This is a genomic window from Pseudomonas kielensis, from assembly GCF_014236655.1.
Lineage (GTDB): Bacteria > Pseudomonadota > Gammaproteobacteria > Pseudomonadales > Pseudomonadaceae > Aquipseudomonas > Aquipseudomonas kielensis.
The window spans coordinates 1-21784 of sequence record NZ_JACMYG010000016.1 but is presented as its reverse complement, the minus strand read 5'-3'; the positions used below and the strand labels follow the sequence as shown (position 1 = coordinate 21784).

General features: G+C 62.2%; 21 protein-coding genes. 10 read left to right on the top strand and 11 right to left on the bottom strand.

Annotated features, from left to right (window positions below):
- Positions 1-114: 114 nt before the first annotated feature.
- Positions 115-1761 (top strand): SulP family inorganic anion transporter, encoded by a 1647-nt coding sequence (locus tag H7995_RS16150; protein WP_185818603.1) that lies wholly within the window; start codon positions 115-117, stop codon positions 1759-1761.
- 51 nt (positions 1762-1812) lie between these two features.
- Here the strand turns inward: H7995_RS16150 and acnB are convergent, their stop codons facing one another.
- Positions 1813-4413, bottom strand: a complete 2601-nt coding sequence (gene acnB, locus H7995_RS16145; protein ID WP_166589167.1) for a bifunctional aconitate hydratase 2/2-methylisocitrate dehydratase — start codon at positions 4411-4413, stop codon at positions 1813-1815.
- A gap of 406 nt (positions 4414-4819) precedes the next feature.
- Between acnB and H7995_RS16140 the strand changes: the two genes are divergently transcribed.
- Positions 4820-5290, top strand: a complete 471-nt coding sequence (locus tag H7995_RS16140; RefSeq protein ID WP_166589021.1) for a DUF1289 domain-containing protein — start codon at positions 4820-4822, stop codon at positions 5288-5290.
- Positions 5291-5357: 67 nt separating this feature from the next.
- Here the strand turns inward: H7995_RS16140 and H7995_RS16135 are convergent, their stop codons facing one another.
- Positions 5358-6224 (bottom strand): universal stress protein, encoded by an 867-nt coding sequence (locus H7995_RS16135; protein WP_166589020.1) that lies wholly within the window; start codon positions 6222-6224, stop codon positions 5358-5360.
- A 224-nt stretch (positions 6225-6448) separates the two neighbouring features.
- On the opposite strand from H7995_RS16135, the gene H7995_RS16130 reads away from it, so the two are divergent.
- From H7995_RS16130 to H7995_RS16120, 3 genes are all read left to right on the top strand, one after another.
- A complete protein-coding gene (locus H7995_RS16130) occupies positions 6449-7057 on the top strand; it encodes a MiaE family protein (RefSeq protein WP_166589019.1) in 609 nt (202 codons plus the stop codon).
- A gap of 175 nt (positions 7058-7232) precedes the next feature.
- On the top strand, positions 7233-7940 hold the full coding sequence (locus tag H7995_RS16125) for a winged helix-turn-helix domain-containing protein (protein WP_185818602.1): 708 nt from the start codon (positions 7233-7235) through the stop codon (positions 7938-7940).
- Positions 7941-9227, top strand: a complete 1287-nt coding sequence (locus tag H7995_RS16120; protein WP_166589017.1) for an ATP-binding protein — start codon at positions 7941-7943, stop codon at positions 9225-9227.
- 183 nt (positions 9228-9410) lie between these two features.
- Here the strand turns inward: H7995_RS16120 and H7995_RS16115 are convergent, their stop codons facing one another.
- Together H7995_RS16115 and H7995_RS16110 are read right to left on the bottom strand one after the other, a co-directional pair.
- Complete coding sequence (locus H7995_RS16115; RefSeq protein WP_185818601.1) at positions 9411-10211, bottom strand: MipA/OmpV family protein; 801 nt, start codon at positions 10209-10211, stop codon at positions 9411-9413.
- 111 nt (positions 10212-10322) lie between these two features.
- Positions 10323-10727 carry a PaaI family thioesterase gene (locus H7995_RS16110; RefSeq protein ID WP_182340968.1) on the bottom strand — a complete coding sequence of 135 codons (405 nt, stop codon included), beginning with the start codon at positions 10725-10727 and terminating at the stop codon, positions 10323-10325.
- Positions 10728-10950: 223 nt separating this feature from the next.
- On the opposite strand from H7995_RS16110, the gene H7995_RS16105 reads away from it, so the two are divergent.
- From H7995_RS16105 to H7995_RS16090, 4 genes are all read left to right on the top strand, one after another.
- On the top strand, positions 10951-11589 hold the full coding sequence (locus tag H7995_RS16105) for a cytochrome b/b6 domain-containing protein (protein ID WP_166589014.1): 639 nt from the start codon (positions 10951-10953) through the stop codon (positions 11587-11589).
- Entirely contained in the window at positions 11586-12377 is a 792-nt protein-coding gene (locus tag H7995_RS16100; RefSeq protein WP_166589013.1) for a molybdopterin-dependent oxidoreductase, read from the top strand. The genes H7995_RS16105 and H7995_RS16100 overlap by 4 nt, the downstream gene beginning before the upstream one ends.
- A gap of 73 nt (positions 12378-12450) precedes the next feature.
- The gene (locus H7995_RS16095; RefSeq protein WP_185818600.1) at positions 12451-12762 is read left to right on the top strand and encodes a pentapeptide MXKDX repeat protein; all 312 of its coding nucleotides are present in this window, start codon (positions 12451-12453) and stop codon (positions 12760-12762) included.
- 159 nt (positions 12763-12921) lie between these two features.
- Entirely contained in the window at positions 12922-13275 is a 354-nt protein-coding gene (locus H7995_RS16090; RefSeq protein WP_166589011.1) for a BON domain-containing protein, read from the top strand.
- 58 nt (positions 13276-13333) lie between these two features.
- Here H7995_RS16090 and H7995_RS16085 read toward each other — a convergent pair whose 3' ends face one another.
- From H7995_RS16085 to H7995_RS16055, 7 genes are all read right to left on the bottom strand, one after another.
- Positions 13334-14305, bottom strand: coding sequence for an oligopeptide/dipeptide ABC transporter ATP-binding protein (locus H7995_RS16085; protein ID WP_185818599.1), 972 nt, complete (start codon positions 14303-14305; stop codon positions 13334-13336).
- Positions 14305-15294 (bottom strand): ABC transporter ATP-binding protein, encoded by a 990-nt coding sequence (locus H7995_RS16080; RefSeq protein ID WP_182340962.1) that lies wholly within the window; start codon positions 15292-15294, stop codon positions 14305-14307. Before H7995_RS16080 ends, H7995_RS16085 begins: the two co-directional genes overlap by 1 nt.
- Positions 15295-15296: 2 nt before the next feature.
- Positions 15297-16178, bottom strand: a complete 882-nt coding sequence (ddpC, locus tag H7995_RS16075; protein WP_095171402.1) for a D,D-dipeptide ABC transporter permease — start codon at positions 16176-16178, stop codon at positions 15297-15299.
- Between the two features lies 1 nt (position 16179).
- A complete protein-coding gene (locus H7995_RS16070) occupies positions 16180-17196 on the bottom strand; it encodes an ABC transporter permease (protein WP_095171400.1) in 1017 nt (338 codons plus the stop codon).
- Positions 17197-17271: 75 nt separating this feature from the next.
- Positions 17272-18852 (bottom strand): ABC transporter substrate-binding protein, encoded by a 1581-nt coding sequence (locus H7995_RS16065; protein WP_185818598.1) that lies wholly within the window; start codon positions 18850-18852, stop codon positions 17272-17274.
- A gap of 159 nt (positions 18853-19011) precedes the next feature.
- Complete coding sequence (gene ddpX, locus H7995_RS16060; protein ID WP_185818597.1) at positions 19012-19548, bottom strand: D-alanyl-D-alanine dipeptidase; 537 nt, start codon at positions 19546-19548, stop codon at positions 19012-19014.
- A gap of 37 nt (positions 19549-19585) precedes the next feature.
- Positions 19586-20446 carry a MurR/RpiR family transcriptional regulator gene (locus H7995_RS16055; protein ID WP_185818596.1) on the bottom strand — a complete coding sequence of 287 codons (861 nt, stop codon included), beginning with the start codon at positions 20444-20446 and terminating at the stop codon, positions 19586-19588.
- A 242-nt stretch (positions 20447-20688) separates the two neighbouring features.
- Between H7995_RS16055 and H7995_RS16050 the strand changes: the two genes are divergently transcribed.
- A complete protein-coding gene (locus H7995_RS16050) occupies positions 20689-21648 on the top strand; it encodes a helix-turn-helix transcriptional regulator (protein WP_166589166.1) in 960 nt (319 codons plus the stop codon).
- Positions 21649-21784: the final 136 nt, after the last annotated feature.

Sequence of the window (21784 nt, the reverse complement as noted above, 5' to 3'; positions counted from 1 at the left end):
GGGACAACTACCGATTATTGAGCAGGATTTGCCGCTGGCGATCCTTCGCTTTGAGCTACAGTGGCCGCTGCGCGTAACTCGCGCAGCGGTTTTTTTTGGTCTGGAGACAGTGGATTGTCGAACCCCTCCCAAGCTGTTGAGCCCACCAATCGTTGGCGGGATGTACTCGCCGGTATTTCGATTGCCGGCCTGCTATTGCCCGAAGCGGTAGCGTACTCGACCATTGCTGCGCTGGCGCCCCAGGCGGGGGTGATCGCGTTGTTTGCCGGGCTGCTGTGTTATGGACTGCTCGGCACCAGTCGCTTTGCGATTGTCTCGGCCACCTCGTCCTCGGCAGCGGTACTGGCGGCGGCTACCGCGACGCTGGCCCAGGGTGATCCTCAATTGCGCTCGACCCTGGCGGCCGGCCTGGTGCTGGTGACGGGCGCGCTGTTTGTCCTCGCTGGGGTCTTTCGTTTCGGCAGCGTCACATCGTTCATTGCCAAGCCGGTGCTGCGTGGGTTCGCCTTCGGTCTGGCGCTGACCATCATTCTCAAGCAAGTGGCGAGTGTGGTCGGCGTGCATCTGACCGACACCAATCTGGTGCGCTTCGCTCCGCAACTGCTCGAACAGCTGCCGCAATGGAACTGGTCGGCTGCCGCGGTGGCCGGCGTGGCCCTGCTGTTGCTGGGCCTGTTTTCGCGCCTGCCGCGGTTGCCCAGTGGCCTGTTAGTGGTGGTCATCGGCATTGCTGCCGGACAATGGCTGGACCTGCCGGCCTACGGCGTGAACATGATCGGGGTGATCGACCTCAGTCTTGAGGTGCCGAACCTGCCGGTGCTGGTGTTTGCCGATTGGCTGCGGCTGGGGGAGGTGGGGCTGGCACTGGTGATGATTCTGTACGCGGAGTCCTATGGCTCGATCAGCGCTTATGCGCTTAAACACGGCGATCGCGTCACCTCCAATCGCGACCTGTTGGCGCTTGGCGCGAGCAACCTGCTGTCCGGCCTGTTTCATGGCATGCCGACCGGGGCCGGGTATTCGGCAACCTCGGCCAACGAAGCGGCGGGCGCCACGTCACGCTGGGCCGGCGCGGTGGCGGCGTTGGTGGTGCTGATCATCGTACTGACGGTATTGCCGTGGATCGCCCTGACGCCGGAGCCGGTGTTGGCGGCGATTGTCATGCACGCCCTGGGACGCGGTTTGAGCCTGCAGCCCTTGGGTCGCTACTTTGTCTGGCGCCGCGATCGGCTGCTGGTGATGTGCGCAGTGGCGGCGGTGTTGACCCTGGGGGTGCTGGACGGCTTATTGGTGTCGGTGGCGATCAGCGTGTTGTTGATGCTCAAGCAGCTGTCGGCGACGGATATCCAGATACTCGGACGAATCGATGGCGGCCACGACTTCGTCGACTTGCAGCACCATCCCACCGCCAGGGCCGAGTCGGGCATTCTCATCGTGCGCCCCAGCGAAGCGCTGTTCTTCGCCAACGTCGAGCGCATCCTCGGCACCGCTCTGCACCTGCTCCGTCACTCACCGGTGCCGGTACACACCGTGATCCTCAGCCTGGAGGAATCACCGAACCTGGACGGCACCAGCATCGAGGCCATGCAGGAGTTTTTCCTGCGGGTGCATCAGGAAGGCCAGGAGTTGATCCTTGCGCGGCTCAAGCACGAAGCGTTGAACGCAGTGTCGGCGTTGCCTGAGGTGGCGGCCTGCGGGGTGATTTTGAGTGGGTTGAGTGTGGATGGCGCGGTGCAGCGTGCGCTGGAACGGCAGGCATAAAAAAACGCCGCTCATCTCACGATGGGCGGCGTCTTCTACAACAGTTAAGCCTTAGGCTTGAACAACCGGGATCTTGGCGTTCGCAGCGGCTTCACGGAACTCGGCGATCTGGTCGAAGGACAGGTAGCGGTAGACATCGGCCGCCATGCTGTCGATCTTGCCCGCGTATTCCATGTACTCCTCGACGGTCGGCAGGCGACCCAGGATCGATGCCACGGACGCCAGCTCGGCCGAAGCCAGGTAGACGTTCGCACCGTCGCCCAGACGGTTCGGGAAGTTACGGGTCGACGTCGACACCACGGTCGAGTTCGGTTCTACACGTGCCTGGTTACCCATGCACAGCGAGCAGCCCGGCATTTCCATGCGCGCGCCAGCCTTGCCGTAGATGCCGTAGTAGCCTTCTTCGGTCAGTTGGTGAGCGTCCATCTTGGTCGGCGGCGACAGCCACAGACGGGTTGGCAGCTGACCCTTGACCTGATCCAGCAGCTTACCGGCAGCGCGGAAGTGACCGATGTTGGTCATGCACGAACCGATGAACACTTCGTCGATCTTCTCGCCAGCAACGCTGGACAGCAGACGGGCGTCGTCCGGATCGTTCGGCGCGCAGAGAACTGGCTCCTTGATCTCGTTCAGGTCGATTTCGATGATTTCCGCGTATTCGGCGTCAGCATCGGCAACCATCAGCTCAGGGTTGGCAATCCAGGCTTCCATCGCTTGGGCGCGACGTTCCAGGGTGCGTGCGTCGCCGTAGCCTTCGCCGATCATCCAGCGCAGCAGGGTGACGTTGGAGCTCAGGTACTCGGTGATCGACTCTTTCGACAGCTTGATGGTGCAACCGGCAGCCGAACGTTCGGCCGAGGCGTCGGACAGCTCGAAAGCCTGTTCGATGCTCAGGTTGTCCAGGCCTTCGATTTCCAGGATGCGGCCGGAGAAGGCGTTCTTCTTGCCTTTCTTCTCTACGGTCAGCAGGCCAGCCTGGATCGCGTAGTAAGGAATGGCGTGAACCAGGTCACGCAGGGTGACGCCCGGTTGCATCTGGCCTTTGAAACGCACCAGGATCGATTCCGGCATGTCCAGTGGCATTACGCCAGTGGCTGCGGCGAAGGCTACCAGGCCGGAACCGGCCGGGAACGAAATGCCCATCGGGAAACGGGTGTGGGAGTCACCACCGGTGCCGACGGTGTCCGGCAGCAGCATGCGGTTGAGCCACGAGTGGATGATGCCGTCGCCCGGACGCAGGGACACGCCGCCACGGGTCATGATGAAGTCAGGCAGGGTGTGGTGGGTGGTCACGTCGATCGGCTTTGGATAGGCCGCGGTGTGGCAGAAGGACTGCATGACCAGATCGGTCGAGAAGCCCAGGCACGCCAGGTCTTTCAGTTCGTCACGGGTCATTGGACCGGTGGTGTCCTGGGAGCCGACGGTGGTCATCTTCGGCTCGCAGTAGGTACCAGGACGAACACCTGCTACGCCGCATGCCTTGCCGACCATCTTCTGCGCCAGGGTGAAACCCTTGGTGCTTTCGGCAGGTGCTTCAGGCTTCTTGAACAGGTCCGAAGGTGGCAGGCCCAGTTCGGCGCGTGCTTTTTCGGTCAGGCCACGGCCGATGATCAGCGGAATACGGCCGCCAGCGCGAACTTCGTCCAACAGTACCGGCGTCTTCATTTCGAAGGTGGTCAGGACTTCGTCGGTGCCGTGCTTGCAGACTTTGCCAGCATGCGGGTACAGGTCGATCACGTCGCCCATGTGCATGTTGGTCACGTCGAATTCGATTGGCAGTGCGCCGGCATCTTCCATGGTGTTGTAGAAGATTGGAGCGATCTTGCTGCCGAAGCAGAAGCCGCCAGCGCGCTTGTTCGGCACGTAAGGTACGTCGTCGCCGAAGAACCACAGTACCGAGTTGGTTGCCGATTTACGCGAAGAACCCGTACCGACCACGTCACCGACGTAGGCGATCGGGAAGCCTTGGCCGCGCATTTCTTCGATCTGCTTCATCGGACCGGTGACGCCTTGCTGGTCAGGCACGATGCCTTCACGGGCCATTTTCAACATGGCCAGGGCGTGCAGCGGGATGTCCGGGCGGGACCAGGCATCAGGAGCAGGGGACAGGTCGTCGGTGTTGGTTTCGCCGGTGACCTTGAACACGCGCAGGCTGATCTTGTCGGCCAGGGTTGGGCGGTTCTTGAACCACTCGCCGTCAGCCCAGGATTGCAGGACGCCTTGGGCGTGCACGTTGCCGTTCTTGGCTTTTTCCGCGACGTCGTGGAACGCATCGAACATCAGCAGGGTGTGCTTGAGTTGGGCAGCAGCGACCGGGGCCAGTTCGGCGTCGTCGAGCAGGTCAACCAGGGTCACGATGTTGTAGCCGCCCTGCATGGTGCCGAGCAGTTCTACAGCGCGCTTTTTGTCGATCAGAGGGGAAGTGGCTTCGCCCTTGGCCAGGGCGGACAGAAAACCGGCCTTGACATAGGCTGCTTCGTCCACGCCAGGTGGAACGCGATTGGTGATCAGGTCCAGCAGAACGGCTTCTTCGCCAGCCGGGGGGTTCTTCAGCAGCTCGACCAGGCCTGCAGTTTGTTCGGCGTTTAGCGGCTGGGGAACGATACCCAGTGCTGCGCGCTCTTCGATATGTTTGCGGTAGGCTTCAAGCACAGTTATTACCCTCATCAGTGGTCCCAAATGGGTGTCCGGGACGCTCATCCCGAAATTGCCGTACTCATGCGCTGCGTGGCGTTGTGGGCCGCTTAGCCAGAATTACCGACAATTCCTTACAGAAGCTGCTTTCAAAGTTTTACGCCTGCAGAACGGGAGCTGATGAGGGTTGGCGACAGGTTGTTCACCGCTGAAAAACCTGTCGCCAACACCGCTCTGAAGGAACGACTGTGCTCGTGACGCTTTGAAAACAGCTTCTAACGGACATTGGCGCCTAAAAAGGCTGGCTGATTCTACGGCAAAAAAAAATTAAAGGTAAGTTCGCCCCTGAACTTTGAGGGGTGATCAATGTTAGACAAAGGGCTAACATGCCGGCCTGTCCTGCTTTCTCGCGTCCTGCCTACCTATGCCCAATCAGACTATCAAGACCCCTTGCATCGGCCTCTGCTCCACTGTTTACGGGGATCTGGTGTGCCGTGGTTGCAAGCGTTTCCACCATGAAGTGATTCACTGGAACGGTTACAACGAGGAAGAAAAACGCGCCGTGTGGCTGCGTCTTGAGCAGTTATTGGTGCAGGTGATGGCCGGCAAGCTGGAAATTTTCGATGCCAAGCGCCTGCGCGAGCAGCTGGAATCACGAAAAATCCGCTTTGTGCCCCATCAGTCGGAATATTGCTGGGCCTACCAGTTGATTGCCCGTGGGGCGCGGGTGATCAACAACCTGGAGGCCTATGGGATGGTGCTGCTGCCGGAGTTTCGCGCGTGGAACCTGCCGGAGCTGCGGGATGCCATTGATCGGGAATTTTTCCTTTTATCCGAGGCGCATTACCAGCGGTACATCGCCCCGGGTTTTCTCAAGGATGTATTAGGCGGCTAGGTTAGAAAGAACCTCGCTGGAGAGCCGGCTCCCCGGTGGGGGCGGGCTCTCCAGCGAAAGCGCCCCATCAGGTCTCGCTAGACACCAACTCCTCCAGGTGATCCATGATCTCCTGCGGCTTGAGCACCAGCACGTCGCTTTCCAGGGAGTCGAGCACCACTTCGGCGGTATTGCCGATCAACGCCCCCGAGAATCCGGTCCGCGCCACGCTGCCAATCACGGTCACCGCCGCCTGCAGCTTGTGGGCCATGTGCGGAATCAAGACATCCGCCGGGCCTTCCTCGACATGCAGGTGCTCGTCATCGATGTCGAACTCGGCCTGGAACGCCTTGCAGTCTTCGCGGTAGCGCGCCTCGATGGTTTCCTTGAGCTGGAACACCGGGTCGGCGGCTGACAGCATCGGCGACGGATGCGCGGTAATCACATGCAGTTGGGCCTTGGCCAGGTGGGCGATGTCGAACCCATGATCGACGATAGTGGCGTGCAATACCCGGTGTTCAGGGTCGTTGTTCCCCACATCGATGGCCGCCAGGATGGTCCCGCCGGTCCAGGGCTTGGCGGTTTTCACCAGCAGCACCGGGCTCGGGCACTGGCGCAGCAGCTTCCAGTCGTCCGGGGTCAGGAGGAACTTTTTCAGCGGATTGTCGGCAAAGTGCTGCTTGATCACCAGGCCACAGCCTTCGGCCTGCTGCACATCGACAATGGTGTCGTGCACGGTTTCGTTCCAGGCCTGCTCGGTGGTCACGCTGTGGCCTTCGCCCTGCAGGCTGGCCTTGAGCACGCTCAACAGCGCCGAGTGATCATGCTTTTTATCGCAAATCAGCAAATGCAGGTGTGCCTGGGTGACCCCGGCGATCAGCTTGGCGCGCTTGAGCGCCAGGCTTTCGTCGGGAGAGGGCTCAATCACCACCAGAATGCTGCGGATGTCTTGCATGGTCGGGATCTCCGATGACAGAAAATAACCTTGTTGCACAACTATAGATGCTGGTGGTGATCCAGGGCCTTGATGCATATCAAGTGCAGCGACTGGTGGTCTGCCGGCAGCCCGGTATAATCGCGCCTCGCTTTGAACCCATTGCCCGTGAGCCCCATGTCATCGATCCCTGAAATCCTCGCCGTCCTGCCCTCTGGTCCTGTTGAACTGTCGGAAGTGAGCCAATGATCCTTCCCGAGATTCATGAGTTCCTCGGTTGCCGGACGCCGGATGGCTGGGTTCAAGCGGCGCTGGCGGATCAGGAAACCCTGCTGATCGACCACAAGAACTGCGAGTTCAAGGCCGCCAGCACGGCGTTGAGCCTGATTGCCAAGTACCACTCCCATGTCGACCTGATCAACCTGATGTCGCGCCTGGCCCGTGAAGAACTGGTGCACCACGAGCAGGTCATGCGCCTGATGAAGAAGCGCAAGATCGAACTGCGCCAGCTGTCCGCCGGGCGCTACGCCTCGGGCCTGCGCAAAGTGGTGCGCAGCCATGAGCCGGTCAAGCTGGTGGACACCCTGGTGGTCGGGGCCTTTATCGAAGCCCGCAGCTGCGAGCGATTCGAAGCACTGGTGCCGCACCTGGACGAGGAACTGGGCACGTTCTACTTCGGTCTGCTGAAAAGCGAAGCCCGGCACTTCCAGGGCTACCTGAAGCTGGCCTACCAGTACGGCGACGCCAAGGACATCGCCCAGGTGATCGACCGGGTCCGTGCTGCCGAGCAGGAGCTGATCGAGTCGCCGGACGTCGAATTCCGCTTCCACAGCGGCGTACCGGCCGCCGCCTGAATACCCGCCGGGTCATTGTCAAAGAATCCGGGGCAATTGTTAAAAACTCTTAAGAGTATGAAAGATCACTGAAAACCGTCCGCCAAGGGCGGTTTTTGCCGTCTGTCGTCTGCGTCCCGCCGCCGATTGGCGCCATAATGCGACCCCTTCACTCAAGGCGTGGTCGACGGTCGTTATGGATAACCTGGGGTTTGGCAAAGTATTGCTGGTGGAAGACGACGAAAAGCTCTCCGGACTGATCGCCTACTTCCTGTCCCAGCACGGCTTCGAAGTGCGGCAGGTGTGTCGCGGCGACCTGGCCCTGGCCGCGTTCATCGAGTTCAAGCCGAAAATCGTCGTGCTCGACCTGATGCTGCCGGGCCAGAGCGGGCTGCACCTGTGTCGCGAGATCCGCAGCCTGTCCGACACCCCCATCGTCATCCTCACTGCCAAGGAGGATGACCTCGACCACATCCTCGGCCTGGAGTCCGGTGCCGACGACTATGTGATCAAACCGATCAAACCGCCGGTGCTGCTGGCGCGCCTGCGTGCCCTGCAACGTCGCCAGGTCCCGGAAAGCACGGTGCGCGGATCGCTGGAGTTCGGCGGGCTGCTGATCGACCGCAGTTGCCGCGAAGTGCGCCTGGCCGACGAACTGATCGAACTGACCACCATGGAGTTCGAGTTGCTGTGGTTGCTGGCGAGCTCGGCCGGCAAGACCCTGTCCCGGGACGATATCCTCAACCGCATGCGTGGCATCGCCTTCGACGGCCTCAACCGCAGCGTCGACGTGTACATCAGCAAGCTGCGGGCCAAGCTCAAGGACAACCCGCGCGAGCCGGTGTGCATCAAGACGGTGTGGGGCAAGGGCTACCTGTTCAATCCGTTTGCCTGGGAGCTGTAGATGCTGCGTCTATTCTTTGGCCTGTTCCTGGTGCTGGCGATTGGTCTGGTGGCGGCCCTCGAGGTGGTGGACCGGACTTTTACCGCCGTTCTCGACGACACCCTGAAAACCTATAACCGTGAGGCCGTGCGCGGGCCCGCCTATTCACTGGTGGAACAACTGCGTGAGCTGGACGGGCCGGGCCGGCAGGCGCAACTGGAAAAACTGCGGCCCCATTACGGCCTGCGGTTGCAGTTGGTCGAGCCGGCCGAGCTGGCACTGAGCGACACCGAGCGGGCCGAACTGGCGGATAACCTGATGGTGGTCCGCGACCAATACACCCAGTTCATTTCGCGCATCGACGACGGCGAGCAACTGCTGAGCATCCAGTTGCCGGAGGAACCCAGCCGCACCACCATCTATATGATTCTGGCCTACAGCATGCTTGGGGTGTTGCTGGGCATCGTGCTGTTTTTCTGGGTCCGCCCGCACTGGCGGGACCTTGAGAAACTGCGCCTGGCCGCCGAACGCTTTGGCGACAATGACCTGACGGCGCGAATCCAGTTGTCCAAACGCTCGAACATTCGTGACCTGGCCGAGCACTTCAACCAGATGGCGGCGCGCATCGAAGGCCTGATCGCCAACCAGCGCGAGCTGACCAACGCGGTGTCCCATGAACTGCGCACGCCGATTGCGCGATTGTCGTTCGAACTGGACCAGCTCCGGCAGCAGGTGGACCCGAGTGCCAACAAGGCCCTGATCGCGGACATGTATGCCGACCTCGGCGAGCTGGAAGAGATGGTCTCCGAGCTGCTGACCTACGCCAGCCTGGAACGCGGCGCAACGGTCATCAGCCGGGAGAACATCCAGGCCAACAACTGGCTCGACAGCGTGGTCGGCAGTGTGGCGCTGGAGGCCGAGGCCGCCGGGGTGCAGTTGCTGATTGTCGAGTGCCAGCTGACGCAGGTGCGCCTGGAGCCGCGCTTCATGGCCCGTGCGGTGATCAACCTGCTGCGCAACGCCATTCGGTATGCCGAGCGGCGGGTGGAAGTGTCGCTGGTGCGTAACGGCGATCACTATGAAGTGAGGGTCAATGACGATGGACCTGGCGTGCCGGTGGACGGGCGGGAAAAGATTTTCGAACCGTTCTCGCGCCTGGACGCCAGCCGCGACCGCCGCACGGGTGGCTTCGGCCTGGGCCTGGCGTTGGTACGCCGGGTTTCGCAATCCCATGGCGGGCAAGTGCAGGTGACTGACTCACCGTGGGGCGGGGCGTCGTTTCGCATGACCTGGGCGCACTTGGATTAACCTGGGAAGCCCTTACGCGCCAAATCGCTCAAGGTTTTTATGGTGATCCTGGGTTTGTGGGTGGATCCGTTGTTGGGGGTGGGACGGCCGACATTGACAGACCTGACCCACCGCCATTCCAGGCAAGCCCGGTCCCACAGGGGAGGGGCGCTGGCAAGTCAGTTGCCACAACGACTGTGACCCTCAAAAGGTGTACACCACCTGGCCAGTTGCTGCCGTCTGCCACCGTCGTTCGACCAGTGGGCTGTCGGCGGCATCGCCGTTGAGGTACTGCAGCGCCAGCACCGTCGACACGCTCCACTGTTCATTGATCGGCAGGGACCAGCTCAGGTCCGCGCCGCGACTGACCAGCCCAGCGTGGGTGTCGTGGGCGCGGAACTGGCTGTGCGAAGCCTGTTTGGCGCTGACGCCATACCAGGTGCGCACATAGTTGCCGTCACCGAACTGGCTGTTGAGGCTGCCCAGCAATTCGCCGTAGGCACCCTTGTACAGCGGCGCGCTGATGCTCAGTTTCAGGTGGTTGTAGGCCGAGCCGGTGTCAGGATCGTCGTCCTTTTTCAGCGCGTGCTCGAAAGTCGCGCCAAGGATGGCTTCGCCCAGGGGGTAGGTGGCCTCAAGGCCGAATACCGGGCGCGATTGGATCGAACCCATGCCGTTGAGTGCGTCGCTGCCGTGGAACTGCGATTTGCGATCCTTGCGCCCGTCACTGGCGCCGACGTACAGGCTCAGGCCAAAGTCGTCCTCGTCAAAGGCCCAGCCCAAGCCCTTGTCGCTGTCCAGGAAGAGTCCATAAGGGCTGGTGATCTGCACACCCAGCAGCGGTGCACTGACCCGCTCGTCGCTGCCGCTGTAGCGGGGCAGGTGGGCGATGCCGGCTTGCACACGGGCGTGCCAATCGTCGGCAGGCAGCGGCTCGGCCCCGATCAACAGGCCGAAGGAGGTGAGGGAGAGGCATAGACACTTGCAGTTGCTCAGCGACGACATGGGGCACCCAGGGGAAATGAGGATGCCGCCATGCTAGGGGCGCGAACGCAGGTAATCTTTGACAGCTTTGTCGGGAAACTGTCAAAGATTGTGCAGCGTCCCGGCCGGTCCTCAGCCCGCCTCGACCGGCACCAGGATCGCATCCCCGGTGGCCACCAGTTTCAACTGCTCGCCGCTCTGGGCAAACAGTTCAGCGCGGGCGAACACCTGCTTCTTGCCGGCCTTGATCACCTTGCCCCTGGCGATGAACACCTCACCCACCGCCGGTGCCAAGCAGTTCACCGAGAAATGCGAGGCCAGCACGTTACCGGCCACTGTCCCGGCGGCAAAACCGCAGGCGGTATCGAGCAGGGCGGCGATCATCCCCGCGTGCAGGAAGCCGGCATATTGGGCCATGTCGGCCTCGCGAAAGGCCATGCTCAGCTCCACCTCGCCGCTGTCGGCGCGGGTCACGTGCAGGCCGGCCCAGCGGTTGAAGGCTGAACGCTGGTTGATCTGTTTGAGTGTGTTGAGCATGTCGAATCCCTCCGGTTGAAACATCACCCTGCGCCAGGGCCAATCGAAAGTCATCGACGATAGAGCAGGGTGATAGGGGCCCAGGAGGCCGGTGAATGCGGGCCGGAGGGCGATACCTCGGGAAGCCGCTTGGTAGTTATCACAGTTAATTGAACTTTCCGTGAGGATTTAGCGATCTATTGATTCGCATACTCCCTGACAAATCCAACGTCAGGAACTGATCATGTCAGTGCTGCCCACCCCCGTCCGCGCGCCTCTCGAGCACCGGCATGCCAGCCACCCCCGCTGGCTGCGGTTGACCCACTGGCTCAATGCCCTGGCCGTGCTGATCATGGTGACCAGCGGCTGGCGCATCTATAACGCCTCCCCTCTGTACGACTTCAGTTTTCCCCTGTCGATCACCCTCGGTGGCTGGTTGGGCGGCGCCTTGCAATGGCATTTTGCGGCGATGTGGCTGCTGCTGTGCAACGGCCTTGCCTACCTGCTGATCAACCTCGCCAGTGGCCGCCTGTCGCGGCAGTTTTTTCCACTGTCGGCCAAGGGGGTGGCGCAGGACCTGTGGGCCGCCTTGAGGGGACGCTTGGGGCATGCCGACCTGAGCCGCTACAACCAGGTGCAACGGCTGGCCTACCTGTTCGTGATACTCGACATCGCGGTGCTTGTGGTCTCCGGCCTGGTGCTCTGGAAGTCGGTGCAGTTCGCCACGTTGCGCGAGCTCCTGGGGGGCTACGAAGCCGCCCGGCATGTGCATTTCGTGGCGATGGCGCTGTTGGTGGGGTTCGTTGCGGTCCATCTGCTGATGGTCGCCGTGGTGCCTAAAACACTCTGGGCGATGATCGTCGGCCGCAAGGAGCGCACATGAACAAGCACACGCAAGATCCACAGCTGGATGAGTCCTCCATCCTGACCGATGCCAGGAAGATCCTCGCGCCACAGTTGCAGATCGAGGACCGCTCGCGCCGCTCGTTCCTGCTCAGGGGCCTGACCCTGGGCGGGGTGGCGATGTTGTCCGGCTGCAGCCTGAGTGACAACGACAGTGTCGAGACCGCGCTGTCGGCCATGTCGCGCTTCAACGACCGGGTGCAGGGCTGGCTGTTCAACCCCAACGCACTGGCGCCGACGTATCCGCAGTCGATGATTACCCGGCCGTTCCCCTTCAATGCCTTCTACGGCATTGACCAGGTACCAGTGGTGGAGGAGGCCGAGTATCGATTGGAGGTCACCGGCCTGGTGGCGGACCGGCGCAGTTGGCGCCTCGACGAATTGCGTGCCATGGCGCAGACCGAGCAGATCACCCGGCACATCTGCGTGGAAGGCTGGAGTGCAATTGGCCGCTGGGGCGGGGTGCGCTTCAGCGATTTTCTCAGGCGCATCGGTGCCGACACCAATGCCAAGTATGTCGGTTTCAAATGCGCCGACGACTACTACACCAGCATCGACATGGCCACCGCCCTGCATGCACAGACCTTGCTGGCCCTGACCTATGACGGCGAAGTACTGCCGCGTCGCTATGGCTTTCCGATGAAGCTGCGCATGCCGACCAAGCTGGGCTACAAGAACCCCAAACACATCCAGGCGATATTCGTCAGTAATACCTACAGCGGTGGCTACTGGGAAGACCAGGGCTACAACTGGTTCGGGGGTAGCTGAAGGGCGCTTTCGTTTTTTCACGGCGCAGCGCCCGCTGCGTCGAATCGCAACCTGAGCTTCAAGGAGTTACACCATGAATAAGATCACCACTGCCGTCCTGTCCATGTGCCTGGCACTGGGCGCCGCCAGCGTTTATGCCGCTGACACCATGGGCAAGGACACCATGTCCAAAGATGCCATGAGCAAGGGCGCCATGCAGAAGGACGCGATGTCCAAGGACGCCATGAGCAAAGATGCAATGGGCAAAGATGCAATGAGCAAAGATGCAATGAGCAAAGATGCAATGAGCAAGGACGCAATGGGCAAAGATGCAATGAGCAAGGATGCAATGGGTAAAGATGCGATGAGCAAGGACGCCATGAAAAAAGACGCCATGGCGCAGTAACACCCCTCGGGTGTGCAAGATCCCCTAGGCCGCCTTTCTGGCGGCCTTCTTGCGTGGCCAATCGGCACCGCGCGACGCACTATAATTAACCTGTGTTGGGGTGCGTATTGCCCGGCGAACCCGCCGGCCATGCGACGACTCACAACAGAGGGTTCTGCCATGAAAAATCATTCCTTGCAGCATTTGTCCCACGACCTGGGCATGGCCGTTCACGACACGTGGACCACCACCCGGGTGAAATCCGCTCTGGCTTTCTTTGACAAGGCGTTGAGCCTGAATGTCCACGTCAAGACGCACGCCGGCACAGTGGCCCTGAGCGGCAGGGTGCTGACCCATCGCCAATGTGATCAGGTCATTGAACTGGCCCGCGGCGTGCCGGGAGTCATGGAGGTCGACGCCCGGGAACTGCGGACTAACGTGTTCGTGCCGGGCAGCAACATAGAGGCACCCGATGCCGAGGAGCGCCACGAGTACCGCTCGCCGTTGTCGGGCAAAAAGGACGATGAGCTTTAGCGGGTCCGCATCTCACCCCTAGCAGCCGGGGAGTGGCTCCCCGGCTGGCCCGGTTCGATCACCGCTGGACGTGACACCTGACGCGCTGCTGCTCACCCCCGCGCATCACCTGCGGCTGTTCGCAGCCGTGGGTGCTGAAGCTGCAGCGCTCACGGAAAAAACAGCCTTCGGGCAGACGTCGGTTACCGGGCAACTCGGTCGGCGCGGCGACCTGCTCGGCATGCAGGGCAACCCCCAGGCGCGGCACCGCTTCGAACAGCAGGCGAGTGTAGGGATGGCGCGGTTCTTCGAGGACCTGGGCGGCGCTGCCCAGCTCGACGATCTGCCCCAGGTACATCACCGCCACACGGTCGGCCATGTGCCGCACCACCGAGACGTTGTGCGAGATCAAGATGTACGTCAGGTTGCGAGCCCGTTGCAGTTCAGCCAGCAGGTTGAGGATCTGCGCCTGCACCGAGATATCCAGGGCCGAGGTCGGCTCGTCGAGGACGATGATATCCGGGTCCGAGGACAGCGCCCTGGCAATGGCGATCCGTTGCCGTTGGCCACCGGAAAACTGGTGGGCAAACCGGTCCAGATACTCCGGGCGGATCCCCACCTGCGCCGCAACCGTGGCCGCGATCTCGCGCATCTGGTCGCGGTTGCGGTTGCCCCGGGCGTACAGCGGTTCAGTGATGATCCTCCAGATGGGCAGGCGTGGATCGAGGGACGACTGTGGATCCTGGAACACAATCTGCACGTTGCTGCTGCCCGGGCCCTTGCTGCCGGCAGCCCAGTTCAGCTCACCGCTGCTGGGCGCGAGCAGGCCCATCAACAACTGGGCCAGGGTGCTTTTGCCACAGCCGGATTCGCCGACGATGCCCAGGGTTTCGCCGGCCCGCACTTGCAGGTCGATGCCATTGAGGGCGTGGGCGAAACCCCGTGGCCGCCCCAGCCAATCGTTGCTCACCGGGAAGCGCACACGCACATCCGTGAGCCGCAGGATCTCGGCTGCGGTTTCGGTAACGGGGTGAATCAGCGCACTGTTCATCACGCAAACTCCTTAAGCGGCAACCAGCACGCGCTTTGGCGTTGCTCATCACCCTGGATGGGGGTCAGGACCGGACGCTTGCCACACACCGGCATGCTGTGGGGGCAGCGGTCTTCGAAGGTGCAGCCCACGGGCAGGGAGGCCAGGTTAGGCACCTGTCCGGGGATGGTCATCAACGGCTGCCCCGGCTCGACCATTTCCGGCAGGCCGCTGAGCAGTCCCTGGGTGTACGGGTGTTGGGGATTGCCCATCACCTGGGCCGTGCTGCCTTGCTCGACCACGGCGCCGGTGTACATCACGTAGACCCGGTCGCAGAACTGCGAGACCAGCGCCATGTCGTGGGTGATCAGCAAGATCGCCGTGCCTTTTTGCCGGGCCTTTTCCCGCAGCAGCAACAGCACCTGGCGTTGCACCGTGACGTCGAGGGCGGTGGTCGGTTCGTCGGCGATCAGCAGTTGCGGTTCGCAGGAAAACGCCAGGGCGATCATCACCCGTTGGCGCATGCCGCCGGACAGCTCGAAGGGATAACTTTCCAGCACTTGTTCAGGGCTGGCGATGTGCATGTCACGCAGCAACGCAATGGCCTTGGTGCGGGCCTCGGCGGCACTGATCTTCTGGTGGTGGATGATCACGTCGAGCATCTGCCGGCCAATGCGCCGGGTCGGGTTGAGCGCGGTCATCGGCTCCTGGAAGATCATCGCCGCATCGCGACCGCGAATCTGCAGCAAGTCCTTTTCCGGGGCGGCGAGCATGTCGCGGTTGAGCATGTGCAGGCTGCCACCGGTCACCCGGTAACTGCGTTCGGGCAGCAGGCGCATGCTGAGCATCGCGGTGACCGACTTGCCCGAGCCGGACTCGCCGACCACGCCGACGATTTCCCCCGGATTGACGTGCAGCGAGACGCCGTTCAATGCCTTGACGTTGTTCTTGTAGGCCGGGAATTCCAGGCTCAGGTTATCGATGGCCAATACAGGCGTAGCGGTGTGCATGGTCATTTCCCCTGTTGCCGTGGGTCGAGCAGATCGCGCACGCCATCGCCCAGCAAGTTGAAGCCGGTGGCGGTGATCAGGATCGCCAGCCCCGGGAAGGTCGAGTACCACCAGTTGTCGAGGATATAGTTGCGCCCGGTGGCGACCATGGCGCCCCATTCGGCGGTCGGTTGCTGCGCGCCCAGGCCGATGAAGCCCAGGGCCGACGCCATGAGGATGGCGCTGCCGATGTCCAGACTCAACTGCACCAGCAAGGGCGGCATGGCGTTGCGTGCGACGTGCCAGTGGACCATGTGCCAGCGCCCGGCGCCGAAGGTTTCGGCGGCCTTGACGTAGCCCATCTGGCGGATGCTCAGGGCCTGGCCGCGGGCCAGGCGCACATAGGACGGAATCCGAACCAGGGTAATCGCCAACATGGCATTGAACAGGCTGGCGCCCAGCGCGGCAGCCAGGGCCATGATCAGCACCAGCGACGGAACCGACAGCATGATGTCCATCAGGCGCATGGTCAGGGCATCGAAACGCCCGCCGATCACGCCGGAAAAACAGCCCAGCAAGCCGCCAATCAAGCACGAGGCAAAGGCCACGAACAGGCCGACGCCCACCGATTGCTGGCTGCCGTACAGGACCCGGCTGAACAGGTCGCGGCCGACTTCATCGGTGCCGAACCAGTGCTCGGCCGACGGCGGTGCCAGACGCTCGGCGAGGTTCAGGGCATTGGGATCATGGCTGGCCAGCCAGGGCGCAAAGATCATGCACAGCAGGACAATCAAGGTGATCGCCAGGCCGGCCATGGTCAGCGGGCTGCGGCGGATCTGGTAGGCCAGGTAGGCGAGTTTTTCGCGCCAGCGCGGACCGCGCGCGGCTGTCAGGGTCAGGGACATTTCAATTCACCTCGCCAATGCGTGGATCGATCACGCGGTACAGAAGATCGATGGCCATGTTCAGCAGTACATAGATAAACGACACCAGGATCGCGAAGCCCATCACCGCCGGGAAGTCCAGGGACTGGATCGACTTGACCACGTAGGCGCCCATGCCGGGCCAGGCGAACACGGTTTCAGTCAGCACCGCGCCATACAGCAAGTCACCCAGGGTCAGCCCCAGCACCGTCACCGACGGGATCAGCGCATTGGGTAGCGCATGGCGCAGGATCACCGTCCAGCGTGACAGGCCATAGGCGCGGGCTGTGCGGATGTAGTCCTCGCCCAGTTGGTCGAGCATCGCCGAGCGGATCTGCCGAGCGACCACCCCCAGGGTCACGAACCCGAGGGTCGCGGCCGGCAGGATCAGGTGTTCCAGGGCGTCGAGAAACAGCCCGCCGTCACCGGCCAGCAGGGCGTCGATCAGGTAGAAGCCGGTGAAGGTCGGCGGCGGCGCCACGCCTTCGGACAAGCGACCACCGCCGGGCAGCCAGCCCAGGTGCCCGTAGAACAGCACAATGGCCCCCAGGCCCAGCCAGAAGGCCGGCGTGGAAATGCCAGTGACCGCCAGGGTCCGCGCGATCTGGTCAATCGCCCGGTTGTGATAGACCGCCGACAGCACGCCCAGGGGCACGCCCACCAGGATCGCCAGGAACAGCGCCACCAGGGCCAGTTCCAGCGTGGCGGGGAAGAACGCCTGCAAGTCTTCCAGCACCGGACGGTTGGTGCGGATCGACGTCCCGAGGTCGCCGTGCAACAGGTCCATCAGGTAGCGGCCGTATTGTTGGTACAACGGCAGGTCCAGCCCCAACTGGTGACGAATGCCCGCCACCAGCGCATCGCTGGCCCGGTCGCCAGCGATCAGCCGGGCCGGATCCCCGGGAATCAAGTGGGAAATTGCAAAGGTAATCAGCGAAACGCCGAACACGACCAACACCAGGCCGAACAGGCGCTTGCGCAACAGAGTCAGGAAGGCCATTGGGCACCTCAGTCACAGCAACGACAAAATTCAACAGCCGCGCCAGCCATCGCTGACTGGCGCGAGGGAGCGGATTTACTTGCTCATGCCGGCGAGGTTGAACACCTGTTCCAGCATCGGGTTGAACACGTAGCCCTTGACCGAATCACGCATCGGCAGGGTGTAGCTCTTCTGATAGAGGTAGGCGTAGACGCTGTCCTTGAGCACCATTTTTTGCGCACTCTGGTACAGCTCGACGCGCTTGGCCGTGTCGCTGGTGGTGGCGGCCTCGCGGATCAGGCTGTCGACCTGAGGGTTGCTGTAGAACGAACGGTTGCCTTGCAGGCCCTGCATCTTGGAGTCGAACCAGAAGTTCATGAACATGTAGGGGTCGGCGAAGTCCGGGCTCCAGGTGCCCACGGCGATGTCGTAGTCGGCCTGGCCGACACGCTCACGCAGGGTGGCGTTGGCGGTTTTCTCCAGCTTGAGGTTGATGCCCAGGGGCGCCAGGGCCGCTTGCAGGGTCAGGCCGATCGGCTCCCAGTTGGCGTCCTTGTCCGAGTACATGTAGCTCAGGTTGGTGATCTTCTGCGGCGCCTTGGCCAGGCTCTCCTTGGCGGCTGCCATGTCCTGCTTCATCTCGGGCAGGGAGCTGTCGTAGGCCCACATGCCATCCGGGATCGGCCCGTTCAGCAGCTTGGCCTTGTCCTTGAGAATGCCCTTGACGATGCCGTTGTAGTCCACCGCTTCGGTAATCGCCCGGCGGGCGTCGACGCTGGTCAGCGGGCCTTTCTTGTTGTTCAGGTACAGGTAGGTGACCCGCAGCGACGGGTACTCCTTGACCACCACGCCCGGCTTGCTGGCGAGTGCGCCCAACTGGTCTTCGGGCATGTCTTCGATGATGTCCAGGTCACCGCGTTCCAGTTGCAGGCGGCGCACCGACGGTTCGGCGATGATCTTCAGCACCACGGTTTTCAGCGCAGGCTTGGGCCCGGCGAAGTGCGGGTTGGGCTCCATGGTCAGCGACTGGCCTTTCTGCCAGTTGCTCAGGCGGTAAGGGCCGGAACCTGCGGTGTGGCTGGACAGCCAGGCGTTGGTGTCGGCGCCCTTGCTGGCCACGGCCGGGTTGACGATCGAAGCGCCGTTGTGGGCCAGGGTGAACAGGAACGGGGCGAACGGCGTCTTGAGGGTGAAGCGGATGGTCTGTGGATCGATCACGGCGACCACCATGTCTTCCGGGAACGCACCGGACGGCCCCTGCTTGAGGGTCATCAGGCGGTCGAAGGAAAACTTCACGGCGGCGGCGTCCACAGGGGCGCCGTCATCGAACTTGTTGCCGGGCTTGATCTTGAATTCCCAGACCAGGTTGTCCGGGGAAACGGTCCAGCTTTCAGCCAGGTCGCCCTGGACTTCGGTGCTGCTCTTGTCACCCTCGATCTTGTAGCCCACCAGGCGTTGGTAGGACGGGTAGGTGATGGTCCAGTCGTTGTTGTCGAAGGTCACGGCCGGGTCGAGGGTCTGCGGGTCGGCGGGTTTGCCGATGACCAGAGTGTCCTGGGCGACGGCCGCGGTGGCGGCTTGCCAGGCGCCGAGGCTCAGGGCGCTGCACAGGACGCTCAGCAGCAGTTTGCCGACGCGGGGAAAAGGTTTGCGGGTCACGGTGGTGATTGGGGTCATGCCGGTTTCCTTGATCATTCGATGTATGGAAGTACGTCAGGTTTGTTTTTATAAAATCTATAACCGGGCAGTAGCAGGTGAAGCAGGGCGGAGCATCTTGTTGTTGTATACAGCGGCGAAACTCTGCGGTTTCTTCGTTACGTGTTGGTCAGGGGTGGGTCAGGCCTCCAGCAGGGGGTAGTCGTCGGCGTTCGGCAACTCGAAATGCCACCACTCGGTGGCGATGGCCTGGAAGCCGGCGCCGAGCATGATTCCCAGCAGTAGCAGGCGGTTGCGCTGCACGCTCGCTGGCAGGTCGGGGTAAAACTGGTGGGACTTTTCTTCCATCGCGTCGAAGGCCGTGCCCATGTCCAGCGGCGCGCCGTCGCTGTCCACCAGCGTCAGGTCGACGGCCACGCCACGGCTGTGGTGCGAGCCCAGGTGGGGATCACGCACGTAGTCGTTGTTGGGCAGGGCTTCCCATAACAGGTACTGGGCATACGGCGGGCGGTAGGCGTCATAGATGCGCAGGGTATAACCGGCCAGGCGCGCCAGTTGGCTGGCCTTGTCCAGGCACTCGGCGGCGGTGCTGTGCAACAGGCAACGCGCCGTCGGGTAGATCACTTTTCCAGCCAGGTTGTCGGCACTGGCGTAGATCAGATCGATTTGCACCTGATAACGCTGGGCGTCAATTTCTACAAGGGGGCTGTGGCTCACGCAAACACTCCAGTTGGGATTCAGTGGGGCGGGGGTATCAGCCTTCGAACTGGCCGAAGGCTTTTTGCAGTTGACGGTTCCTGGCCAGGCGTTCGTCGAGGCGCTCGCCGTATTTTTCCGCGACCGCCGAAACCATCAGGTTCAACAGGCACGCCAGGGGCGCCGGGGAGTCCCAGAACTGCCCGACATCGGTTTTCAACTGCATCAGGTCAAGGGGGTAGTCACGGGCCCAGGGGCATTGCAGGTCGGTGATCAGCGCCAGGGGCAGGTCGTTGTCGATCGCCGCGTCGCAAAAGGTCTGGGTCACGCTGGAGTACGCGCGAAAGTCGGCAATGATGGCGTACGGGTTGGCGAAGCCGGAGTTCAGGGTCTCGGCATAAATGCCCGACAGGCCATCGACGTAGTAGACCTTGGGGCGAATGTATTCCAGGTGACTGTGGAAGGCCGTGAGGATCCCGCGCGTGGACTGGATCCCGAGAATGAACACCGCATCGGCTTCGTAGATGCGCTGCACGATCTGGGCAAAGGTTTCACCGCGCGCCAGGGCGTAGACCATCTGGATCGCTTCGATCTCACGATGCTGGGAACGCTCCAGGGCGTCGTCGGCGTTGGCTTCGGCACGGAAGGCGGCAATCCGGTCGGTGATCAGCCAGGAAGTCGGTGCTTCGCCGCGCAGGCTCTGCTTGACCTCATCGATATTCTGGTAGCCCAGGGAACGCAAGAAACGCCCCACGGAAATCCCGGTGGTGGAGGTCTGCTGGGCGATGCTGTCGGCCGACTCGAAGGGCAATTGCTCCGGGTTGCCGAGCAGGTAACTGGCGATGCGCTTGCCGGTCGGGGTCAGGCTGGAGAACTTTTGTTCCAGCAACTGCAGAAAACTGTTCTTTTCCATGGACATAGGGGCGCGCCAGGTACGGGATTGTTATGTTTGTGTCATTTATTATGACCGTGTTATGAACATAACATCGGTTCTCGAGGGAACACAACGCCTTTTTGCGCCGTGTCCGCAATGACCCGGTTGGCTGGCTGGACGCTGTTGCGCCGCCTGTGGCATGGTCCAGCGCTCAGGTACGTCAGGCTTGTTCAGTAGTCGGGGTTGTCGTGATGGTTGCGGGTGAGTTGTGCGCTGCACAGATGTCGATGGCCACGTTCGAGGCATTTAATCGTTGCCTGCTCCAACTGTCCCGGGTGGCGCGGGAGCGGGGCGGTTCGCACTTCATTGCCGAAGGCCTGCAAGCCTTTCGCCAATTGGTGCCCTTTGCCTCGGGTTGGTGGGGCGAGATGTCGGCCTCCCATGCCAGCGCGCCGCCGCAAAGCTGGATGCACGGGCGTATCGACCTGCCGGAGTCGTTTGTCGAGGAGTGGAGCCAGGTGGCGGAACTGGATTGCTTCGCCAATGACACCTTCACCCGATTGGGCCAGGTGATGCGCGACAGCGAGTTCACCGACCCCAACGAGCAAGTGAACGACTTCGCCCGCCGGCATGATCTCTATCACCTGATGAGCATCACCTTCGAGTTACCCGAAAGCGGCCTGTACTTTTTTGTCTGCCTGTACCGGGGCGTCGGCGATGCGACCTTCAATGAGTGCGAGGCTGGGTTGTTCCAGGCCTTCTGTGATCACTTGTTGCAGCTGTGGCGATTCCAGGTGCAGGACATGATCCGCCTCGACACCGGCAATGGCGCCAGCGATTTTGGCGTGGCGCGCATGGACGGCAGCCTGCTGTATGTGGGCGCGCAGTTGTGCGCCGCGATTGGCCGCGAAGTGCCGGGGTGGAACGGCTCGAACCTGCCGGCCCAGGTCATCGCCCAACTGGCCAAAGTCCCCTGTGTGATGCGCCTGGGCCGCTGCGCCCTGACCCTGAGCCCGAATGCCGAGCACGTGATCCTGTCCCTCGAAGCGCCACCGCGCGGGGTGGTCCTGGCCCCCCGCGAACGCACGGCGGCCATGCTGTTTGCCGCGGGCCACTCCTACAAGGAAATCGCCAGGATCCTGGCCTTGAGCCCGGCCACCGTTCGCACCTACCTGCGCAATTGCTACGTGCAGCTGGGGGTCAAGAGCAAGGTTGAACTGGGCTCGGCGTTGCGCTCCAACAGCTGACACGCAGCAAAGTACATATCCATTTCTTCGGTAACGGCCTCCTATGGTTCCGCCTGACGGCGGCTCACTTTTGAACAGCCGGAATGCCGGCCCAGGCAAAAGTAAGCAAAACGCTTTTTGCCCCACCACTCGGAGT